At 68.5% G+C, this 9692-nt stretch carries 8 protein-coding genes; 2 read left to right on the top strand and 6 right to left on the bottom strand.

What is annotated here, in order from left to right:
• Window positions 1–9: 9 nt before the first annotated feature.
• The 3 genes from ahcY to AC3A3W_RS03150 all read right to left on the bottom strand — a co-directional run bounded on the left by ahcY (window position 10) and on the right by AC3A3W_RS03150 (window position 2282).
• Window positions 10–1497 carry an adenosylhomocysteinase gene (gene ahcY, locus AC3A3W_RS03160; RefSeq protein WP_487440428.1) on the bottom strand — a complete coding sequence of 496 codons (1488 nt, stop codon included), beginning with the start codon at window positions 1495–1497 and terminating at the stop codon, window positions 10–12.
• Window positions 1498–1549: 52 nt separating this feature from the next.
• A complete protein-coding gene (locus AC3A3W_RS03155; protein WP_487440427.1) occupies window positions 1550–1816 on the bottom strand; it encodes a Trm112 family protein in 267 nt (88 codons plus the stop codon).
• Between the two features lie 76 nt (window positions 1817–1892).
• Entirely contained in the window at window positions 1893–2282 is a 390-nt protein-coding gene (locus AC3A3W_RS03150; RefSeq protein WP_487440426.1) for a DUF3499 domain-containing protein, read from the bottom strand.
• 121 nt (window positions 2283–2403) lie between these two features.
• Between AC3A3W_RS03150 and AC3A3W_RS03145 the strand changes: the two genes are divergently transcribed.
• On the top strand, window positions 2404–2916 hold the full coding sequence (locus AC3A3W_RS03145) for a metallopeptidase family protein (protein WP_487440425.1): 513 nt from the start codon (window positions 2404–2406) through the stop codon (window positions 2914–2916).
• Between the two features lie 48 nt (window positions 2917–2964).
• On the opposite strand, the gene AC3A3W_RS03140 is transcribed toward AC3A3W_RS03145, so the two are convergent.
• The 3 genes from AC3A3W_RS03140 to AC3A3W_RS03130 are packed head-to-tail and all read right to left on the bottom strand — an operon-like array spanning window position 2965 to window position 8595.
• Window positions 2965–4677, bottom strand: coding sequence for a DUF5719 family protein (locus AC3A3W_RS03140; protein ID WP_487440424.1), 1713 nt, complete (start codon window positions 4675–4677; stop codon window positions 2965–2967).
• Window positions 4670–8020: a glycosyltransferase family 2 protein gene (locus tag AC3A3W_RS03135; protein ID WP_487440423.1), complete on the bottom strand. Its 3351-nt coding sequence runs from the start codon at window positions 8018–8020 to the stop codon at window positions 4670–4672. The genes AC3A3W_RS03140 and AC3A3W_RS03135 overlap by 8 nt, the downstream gene beginning before the upstream one ends.
• A 29-nt stretch (window positions 8021–8049) precedes the next feature.
• On the bottom strand, window positions 8050–8595 hold the full coding sequence (locus tag AC3A3W_RS03130) for a WhiB family transcriptional regulator (RefSeq protein WP_309988258.1): 546 nt from the start codon (window positions 8593–8595) through the stop codon (window positions 8050–8052).
• A gap of 392 nt (window positions 8596–8987) precedes the next feature.
• On the opposite strand from AC3A3W_RS03130, the gene AC3A3W_RS03125 reads away from it, so the two are divergent.
• Window positions 8988–9686, top strand: a complete 699-nt coding sequence (locus AC3A3W_RS03125; protein WP_487440422.1) for a TIGR03089 family protein — start codon at window positions 8988–8990, stop codon at window positions 9684–9686.
• Window positions 9687–9692 lie beyond the last annotated feature (6 nt).

The following is a 9692-nucleotide window of genomic DNA, read 5'->3' as shown; positions in this document are numbered from 1 at the left end:
TGTTGCGGCCTAGTACCGGTAGTGCTCCGGCTTGTACGGCCCTGCCACATCCATGTCGAGGTAGTCCGCCTGGTCCTTGGACAGCTCGGTCAGTTCCACACCCAGTGCGTCGAGGTGCAGGCGGGCGACTTTCTCGTCCAGGATCTTCGGCAGGACGTAGACCTGGTTGTCGTATTCCCGCTCGCCCTCGGGCTGGTCCTTCTTGGTGAACAGCTCAATCTGGGCGATGGTCTGGTTGGCGAAGGAGTTGCTCATGACGAAGGAGGGGTGGCCCGTGGCGTTGCCGAGGTTCAGCAGCCGGCCCTCGGAGAGCACGATGATGGACCGCGGGTCTGAACCGTCCGTGGCGTCGCCCTCGAAGACCCACTCGTGGACCTGCGGCTTGATTTCGACCTTCTTGATGCCGGGCACGCGGCCGAGGCCTGCCATGTCGATCTCGTTGTCGAAGTGGCCGATGTTGCCCACGATGGCCTTGTTCTTCATGCCGACCATGTGCTCGGCCATGATGACATCCTTGTTGCCCGTGGTGGTGATGAAAATGTCACCCTGGGCAAGTACGGACTCGAGTTTCGCCACCTGGTAGCCATCCATGGCTGCCTGGAGCGCGCAGATGGGGTCGATCTCGGTGACGATCACCCGGGCACCCTGGCCGCGGAGTGCCTCGGCTGCGCCCTTTCCAACGTCGCCGTAGCCACAGACGATGGCCACCTTGCCGCCGATCAGGACGTCGGTGGCCCGGTTGAGGCCGTCCGGCAGGGAGTGGCGGATACCGTACTTGTTGTCGAACTTGCTCTTGGTCACAGAGTCGTTGACGTTGATGGCCGGGAAGAGCAGCTTGCCCTGCTCAGCCAGCTGGTAGAGGCGGTGCACGCCGGTGGTGGTCTCTTCGCTGACGCCGTGGATTCCGGCGGCGAGCCGGGTCCACTTCTTCGGGTCCTCGGCCAGCGTCCGGCGCAGCAGGTCCAGCACGATGGCGTATTCCTCGGGGTCGTTCGCTGCGGCGGCCGGAACGGCGCCGGCAGCTTCAAACTCGACGCCGCGATGCACCAGCAGCGTGGCGTCGCCGCCGTCGTCGAGGATCATGTTGGGGCCAAGCTCGGGGTTGGTGTCCGCGCCGGGCCAGGTAAGAATCTGCTCTGCCGTCCACCAGTATTCCTCGAGGGTTTCGCCCTTCCAGGCAAAGACCGGGACGCCCTGGGGATCTTCGACCGTTCCGGCGCCCACCACGACTGCGGCCGCGGCTTCGTCCTGGGTGGAGAAGATGTTGCAGGACGCCCAGCGGACCTCTGCGCCGAGGGCCGTGAGGGTTTCGATGAGGACTGCGGTCTGCACCGTCATGTGCAGGGAGCCGGCAATGCGGGCGCCCTTCAGCGGCTGGCTGGGGCCGAATTCCTTGCGGAGCGACATGAGGCCCGGCATCTCGTGCTCGGCGAGGCGGATCTGGTGGCGTCCGGCCTCCGCGAGGGAGATGTCGGCAACCTTGTAATCGAGGGTCATTGGAGTCCTTTGCTGTATCCGGCGTCTTGCCTTCTGCGGTGCGGGCTGGGGTCTAGGCTGTTGGCGCGTCCGGAGTTTCCGGGCTGGGAGTTTGCGGGCTGCCCACACGGGCATCGTGCTGGTCTGACCGGGCGGCGTTCGCGGCAGCCAGCAGTTCAGGGGGAAGAAGCAGCGGAATTCCGTCTTCGATCGCATAGCGCAGCTTTTCGCCGCCGGGAGCCGCGGCGGTCGACACCAGTTCTTCGCCCTCCTGGGTCAGAGCCGAGCCGGTGACCGGGCACCTCAGGACGGACAGCAGTTCGGGACTGATCTTTGGCATGGTGGATGCTCCCTGGGTGGGCGAACGCGCGCCGTGGCTGACGGATTTGCAGCTTCCAGCCTACCGCCAGTTGGCGTCAGGACGGCTCGCGCAGGACACGGAGGTGCCCGCGGCGTGTGCCTTCCGTTCCGGCCGGCGCCTCGAGCGCGGCATGGGATCCGCGCTGACCCTGCTGCGGCGCCGGCGCGGCGGGCCGGGCGGCCGCCTCGCGGACGGCGTCGGCGAGGGCGAGAAGGTCGTCAGGACCGGGCTGCTGCGGCTGGGATGGCATGGCAAGCCGGAGGACTTCCCAGCCCCGCGGTACAGTGAGTGAGCCGGCATGCCGCTCGCAGAGGTCGTAGCAGTGCGGCTCGGCATACGTGGCAAGCGGTCCCAGCACGGCCGTCGAATCGGCGTAGACGTACGTCAAAGTGGCCACCGCAGACTGGCGGCAGGCTGACCTGGAACATTGACGGATAGCACCCACGACATCACAGACTACTCCGGATGGCGCTTGATTTCCGACATTGACGGCACACCGCGCCACGGCGATGCAGCCCGGCGGGGATTATGTCGCGCAAATGTTCCGGCGGGTCTAGAGTCTGTATATGCAGTCATCGCACCATGATTCGGGTTTTACGGTCCGGTTGGCTGACCCCGAGGCTCCGCAGGGTGCCGCCGGCTCGGCCGCCGGGCGGAGCTTTGCACAACGACGCCGCAACCGCCACGGACGCGGCCTTCGCGGGGAACTCATGTTGCCCAGCCTGCCCGGTTACCGGACGCGCTCGGACCGGTTCGACGAATTGGTGATGGACTCTGCGCAACGGCTGCACGACATCTGGGGCAAGCCGCTCGACGGCGTGCGTTTTGCGGTGGATGAGATCCCGCCGAACCTGGAGCAGCTTGTGGCGGACGGTTCGCCCGCGCCCATGGGTTGCTATTCCCCCGCCACTGAGGACGAGGGGCCGATCATTACGCTGTACCGGCGGGTTGTCGAGCAGGGATGCCCGGTCCGCGAGGAGCTCCAGGACCTGGTGCATGACGTGGTGGTCGAACACACCGCGGAGATGCTCGGTGTTGCCCCGGAAACCCTGGACCCGGTCTACCGCCGGCGCTACTGACAGCTGCCCGACCGCAGGCCTGATACACAGGGCCCGGTCCCCCGGGGCCTAATACCCCAGCGTTACCGGGACTTTTTGCTGCCCTTCTGCCCCGGGTGTGATCGCGACGGTTGAGACGTCGTTCCTCCCCTCCCGCTCCAGGAGCACCGTGCCGTACGCGGCGCCGCCGGCCGCTGAGACGAGGTAGCCGATCACAGGCGACTTTTCGATCTGGTCCGGCACCTTCAGGGACGTGGTGGTTCCGCCGGCGATGTCCGCGGTGGCCGACTGCCGGACCTTGCCGTCCGCCGTGATGGGTGTGTACGAGATGGTGGCCCGGTCCGCGAGTGCGCCGAACACCAGGAACCGCTCGCCCTCGCCGGGGACCGGAACGACGTGCTGGCTGCCGAGCCTGCCGGTGGACGGCGCCCACGAGAAGTCCGTGCTTTGGGGAGCCTGGAGCCCGCGGGTGACGCGGGCGGCCGCCACGATGGTCACATCGGCGCTTGCGGAGACCGTGTACTGCCCTGTCGGGACTCCGGCCAGCGGGACCTCTGTCACGGTGCCGGCCTTGGCTGTCACGACACCGCCGCCGGGCAGTGCCTTCTGCCCGCCGCGGCCGAAGAGCTTGACTTCCACCACGGCGTCGACGGGCCCGGGGACGGTGATCTGCAGGGATGGCGCCGCGTCGCTGAAGCCACGGGTCGCGGTGAGATCTTCCAGGCCGGCGGCGTCCTGGATGTCGACGCCGGTCATGACCTGGAGGGCCGAGGGTGCCGTTCCCGGGGCGATGAAGTCAACTCCGCCTGGGGTCAGGCCCCGGAGTGCGCTCTGCTGGATGAAGGCGCTCACCGGGCCTCCGGTGCTGCGGGCGTGGACACTCAGCCGTTCCTGGCCGGGGGCCAGACCCGCGAGGACGATGGAGCGCGTCGTTCCCGGGGCAACCAGGAGTCCGCGGCTGCCGGGGGCTTTGATCTGGCCGTCCTTGCCGAACAGCTCGAGGTTGACCGTGGCAGGAGTAGTTGACGCGTTAGTCAGGTGCAGGACACTGCTGCGGCCAACCGCCGTGTTGGCGCCTGTCAGCCACAGGTCATTGAGCGGTGCCTGGCAGGCTGCCGCGGCCGAGCCCTGCAGGTCCCCGTCCGTTGCCGAGTAGCTCATGACTCCGGCCGCCGCCGCCTGCCGGTTACCGAGGGCGTCGGCGCTCAGGACGCTGACTTCCTTCACTTCACGCTGGGCAAGGACCCCTGCCAGCTGCGCCGAGGCGCCGGCGGGGGCCGACGCGGTCCCCGGGTCCTTGGCAATGCGGACCAGTTCGGAACCGTCCAGCGCCGAGAGCCTGCTGCCCGGAAGCAGTGCGCCCGCCGCGCTGACCACTGCCGCTGAGACCGTGCTCCTGGCCGTGGCGGACTCGGGACTGAACTGCGGGTCCGTTCCCACCGGCGTCCCTTCCAGCAGCTTCGCCGGGCCGGGGCATACATCCTGGCTCATGCCGGCCGGGACGGATGCCAGTGGAACCTCGAGTTCCTGGCCGCCCGACGGCTGCGGCACGAGCGACGCCGCGGCTACCAGGCCGCCCCCGGCTGCAACAATCACTGCCGCCGACAGCACGCCCGCCAGCGTTCCGCGGCGGCGCGGACCCCGGCCTTTGGTCACCGCTGTGGACCCGGTCCTCCTTGCGGTTTTCGACCGTCCGCCGCCACGGGCAGCGGCCGCCGTGGGGAGCCCCGGTGCGGACGCCGGCGCCGCCGGTGTGCCGCCGTCGTTCTCTTCCTTATGCATTCTGGTATTCCTTACGCAGCGAACCTTCGTCCCTGGAGAGGCCGGTGTTGGGGCGCCGCGCGGGCATGGGAAGCGCCAGCAGCGCCGTCAGGCCGATCACGGCCGCCTGGACGATGCCGGTCCAGAGGGCCCACGGGTTTTCGTAGCGGACCGTGACGTGGCCGGCCTGCGGGGGCAACGTAAATGCCTGTGACCAGCCGGACGTGGTGGACGTCAGCTTCCGTCCGTCCAGCCAGGCCGTCCATCCCGGATCCGCGCGTTCTGCGAGGACCAGGAGCCGCCCCTCGGGCCCCTTGGGTACTTCGCTGTCCACGCCCGTCAGTCCGGAGGGAAGCAGGTTGGTGGTGGCACCCGCGCCGTCGACGATGCGGGCGCGGTGTGCGACGTCGGCGGGCTGGAGTACACGGTCGTTCAGCGGGCTGACACGCCAGAGCCAGCCGGAGTCGGTCGGGCCAACGGCTACGAGGCCCGGGACGGCGTCCATCCGGCTTGCGGTCAGCTGGGCGGCGGTATCCGTGGAACGGAGGACCACGAAGCCCACGCCCAGCCGCTCCAGCTCGGGACGCGGGTCGACGCCGTGGGCGGCGACCACAGTGGCGACCGTGGTGCGCAGGGCGGCGGTCACTTCGTCATCCTCGCGCACCGATTCGCCGCCGGGAACGCCGCGGATATCGCGCGCCGAGGCGATGGTGGACAGCGCATCAAGTGTTGTGCCCCCGCCCCTCATGAGCGAGGCGCTGTAGGTCTCGTTCCCGCCGATGCTGATCAGCAGCGTGCGGGTCTGTTCCGGCCCCTCGCCCCGGTCGATCGCGGTGGCCGGCAGCGTCCGCGGATCGGTGGCGGCCACCATGCGGGGAGCACCGAGGTCCCGCGATGCCTGCGCGTTTTGCGGCGTCTGCGCGGCCGGCTGGACAACGTTCTGGGCAGTCCAGGCCGCGAGCCCGGCCAGCGGTCCCGCCAGCAGGAGTGCTGTGGCAAGCCCGGCCGTGGCACGGACGATGGCGCGCCGGCCCTGACGCGGTGCGGGCGCCGGCGCGACAGTGCCGGGAGCGGCATCCCCGGCGAGGTCCAGCAGGCTTTCCCCGCCGATCAGCGCGGCCCCCAGGAACGCGAAAATCGCAGCGGATACAGCGGCACCGGGGAATGGCGGGACCAGCACCTCGGCGCCGGCGGCGGTGGCCACGTGCCCGGCCAGCCAGCCCCCGGCCAGGGCGATGAGCGCAGCCACCCACAGCGCGCGGGTCACGAGGGCCCGCTTGGAGGGAAGAAAGAGTGCGGCCACGGCCAGCATGAGCACCGGAGCGCCGGTCAGAAGGGCGAGCAGCAGTGCCCACCTCACAGGGCCGCCCGCGAACGGCGCCAGCCCGGACAGCCCGCCGGCAACATCAAAGTTCAGCGGCTGGCCAAGCACCTGCTGCCACAGCGGCGCGGCGTCGAAGGCGAGCGGCAGCCCCGGATCGGCCAAAAGGGCGCGCGGGCGGTCCAGTGTCGACACGGCGAACGGGATGAAAAGCACGGCACTCGGCAGGAGGGCCCACCACAGCGTGCGGCCCCTCCCCCTGAGCAGGAAGCCGGCAAGGATGATGACGACGGCGGCCGGCACCAGCAGCGCAGGCGCCGCAGTGGTGACCACGGCCAGTGCCAGTCCCGCGGCGGCTGCCGCGGTCCACGATGGGGTTCCGTTGACGCCCGGTTTCACCGGGACCGTCTCCGTGAAGGGCCCCTCGGGCCGTGCGGAAAGCGCGAATCGTCCGCGGCCGATGGCCGTCCCCGTGGCACGCAGCAATGCCAGCACCAGAAGGGGCATCATGAGGTGGGCCAGGAGGGCTCCGATGCGGCCCTGGTTCAGTGCGACCTGGAGGGCGGGCGCCGCTGCCCATACGAGCGCCGCGGCCAGCCGCAGCCGGCGGCGGGACGTCAGGGCGCCGGCGGCAAACCAGGCCGCGAGGCCGGAGAGCGGCATGGCCAGCAGGAGCAGCCAGACAACAGCAGCGTTGGCGTTTCCGCCGCCGAGCAGTCCCAACAGCCAGAGGACGTAGCCGAAGGGATCGCCATGGCCGGGAAGGCCTGCCCCCAGCCCAATCCACCAAGTAGAGGCCCGGTGCCAGATATCCTCCAGGCTGCCGGATACCGGCAGGAGGGCACCGCCGGCCACGGCGTCGGCGCTGAAGAGCCCCGACAGGCCGGCGAACGAAGCGGCGCAGGCGATCATCACCGCCGCGAGGGCTCCATTGCCCACCCAGCCCCGCTCGTTGACGGAGAGGGCCGCGAAGTCATCGGTGGAGTCGCCGCTGGGCTGTTCGTTGAGGGAGTCTCCGCTGCTTCCCGCCTGGGTGTCGTCCGCGCCGAGTGCCTCCATCAGCGAGCGGCGGTGGCTCCACACTTCGCGCCGTTCAGTCTGGAGGGCGTTGACCACCGACCGGCGGACCCGGCGCGTTCGTGCGGCACTGCGCCGCCCCCGAAAAACTGCGCCCGGACGGCCGAGAGCCGCCGCCGTCGCCAGGAGCTGGGAGAACCCGTGCCCCGGGTCCTTGACGGCGATGCTGAACACCAGCTTGAAGATGCTGCCCAGGATTGCCGCCACAGCATGCACGGGAACCAGCCAGAGGGGTGCGTGCTTGAGCCGCAGGTGGACCTGTGCCCGCCGCGCCGCCGCGGCATTGCCCAGTGCATGGGGCCGGTGCGACACATGGAACATTTTGGCGCTGGGGACCACCACCACGCGGTTGCCCGCAAGGCGGTTGCGCCAGCAGAAGTCGACGTCGTCCCCGGTTCCGGGAAGGGCGGGATCAAACCCGTTGAGGAGCTCCCAGACATCGCGCCGCACCAGCATGCCCGCCGAGTTGACGGCGAAGGTGTCAGAGCGTCCGTCGTACTGGCCCTGGTCCAGTTCGTCCGCCTCAATCAGGGTAAGGCGTTCGGCCCAGCGGCTCGTCGAAAGGCCGACGTCGATGAGCCTGCGCTTCGCGTCCCAGTCCAGCTGCTTGCAGCCGGCCACCGTGACCGACGGGGCACGTTCAACGGCATGCAGCAGCTCGGCAAGGGCTTCGGGTGCCGGCGCGGCGTCATCGTGCAGCAGCCAGATCCATTCCGAAGCTGCGTCCGGTGACTCCGGATCCCACGGCGCCAGGGTGGAAAGCCCGGCGCTGACGGCAGCCCCCATGCCGGCTTTGCCGGCACCGACGCCGGTGACGTTGCCCGGACCGAGCGCGCGCTCAAGGAGGGCAGCAGAATTGTCATGTGAACCGGTATCAACCCCGATTGCCATGTCCGCCGGCCGGGTCTGGCCCGCCAGCGCCGCCAGGGTCCTGGGGAGATATTCACTGCCGTTGTGGGCAACCACCACCGCAGTGACGTGTACTTCCTGAAGAATTAGACTGCCCGCTTCCTCAGCCGACGGCGCTCACGCTCGGAGAGGCCTCCCCAAATACCGAAACGCTCGTCATTCGCGAGAGCATATTCAAGGCACTGCGACCGCACGTTGCAGGCTCCGCAAACCTTCTTGGCGTCCCTCGTGGAGCCGCCCTTCTCCGGGAAAAAAGCTTCCGGATCGGTCTGCGCGCAGAGTGCATCCGTCTGCCAGCCAAGTTCGCCTTCGTCGTCAAAGTCGTCGGCGCGGGGAAGTCCAATCCAAACCGGCTGCGCCAGGGTCCCCACCCCTGGGTTCCGGAGCTCCATTGGAGGATCGTTGAGGTCCTCTTCGTCTCCCGGACCTGCACCCAGCAGCGCCTCGTGCTCCGCGAGGAAGGCAGTGGCTTGGTCCTGCAAGGATGCGGTGGTGTCAAGGTTGTACCGCTCGGCGGCGTCCGGATCAGCCGGATCGACATACCAGTCGCTCGGCACCCCGCGTGAACGGTATTTTGCCGTGGCCTGGCCGGCCACAACGGCTTCTTCATGGATACGCTCAACTTGCCCCATGGCGTCCCCTCCTGAATTAGTCAGCCTCTGCCCGGACACTTGAGACATAAGGTCTGTGTGCCGGAGACTTCGCGATGGCTTTCGATATCTAATTACACGCGTGTAACTAGGGGGAGTCAAGCTGCGGACGGGATAATAATCAATTCCGGAGCCAAACGGGTGCCGCGCCACGCCCGGGATTCAAATTCGACACCTCAGGCGCGGACCCGGGGAATTTGACAGCAAGCTTACGGTCTGCCCGGCGCCTGTGCAATTGCTGGGAAAACGGCAGACGACGGCGTGTTAACACAAATGACGTAGTAAATCCTTATGGCGGACGTCACACTGCCTGACGGTGCCCTGCGGGTGGACAGCCGGGTAGACACTGAGGGCCTGCGTGGCAAGATGAAGCCATGAATATCCCGGCCACTGACCTAATGACGGCCCTGCGATCGGGCCACTCCACTTCCCCGCGGCTCACCTGGTACGGCCCGGACGGGGAACGCGTCGAGCTCTCCGGCCGCGTCCTGGACAACTGGGTGGCGAAAACAAGCAATCTCCTGCAGGACGAACTCGACGCCGCACCCGGCATGCGCCTGCGGCTGGACCTGCCGGCCCACTGGAAGTCCATCATCTGGGCCCTTGCGGGCTGGCAGCTGGGCATGGAAGTGGTGCTGGACGGCGACGACGCGGACCTGCTCGTCACGGCCGCCCCCGCGGAAGCAGGAGACGGGTTCGACGCCGTCGTTGCCGTGACGCTGCCTGCCCTGGCCATGAAATGGCCCGGCGACCTTCCCTCCGGCGTGGTCGACTACGCAGCGGAAGTGCGGTCGCACGGCGACGTTTTCATGGCCCACAGCGATCCCGATCCGCAGAAGCGGGCGGTGCGGAGCTCCAGCGGAGCGGCCGTGAGGCATGCGGACCTGCTGGAAAGCTTCGCGGCCAACCATGACGCCGCTGCGCGGCTCCTGGTCCGCGCGGATGACGGACTGGAAGCGGCGCTGGCCAACGCGCTGGGCGCATGGACGAACGATGGATCAGTCGTGCTGGTCCACGGGGATGTCGAGCTGACGGACAAGCTCCTCGCCGCGGAACGGGTGCACGGGGACTGAACCGCC

Source organism: Arthrobacter sp. Soil_N43, from assembly GCF_057655195.1.
The sequence above is the reverse complement of the archived record's forward strand: the minus strand, read 5'-3'. Positions and strand labels throughout refer to the sequence as shown.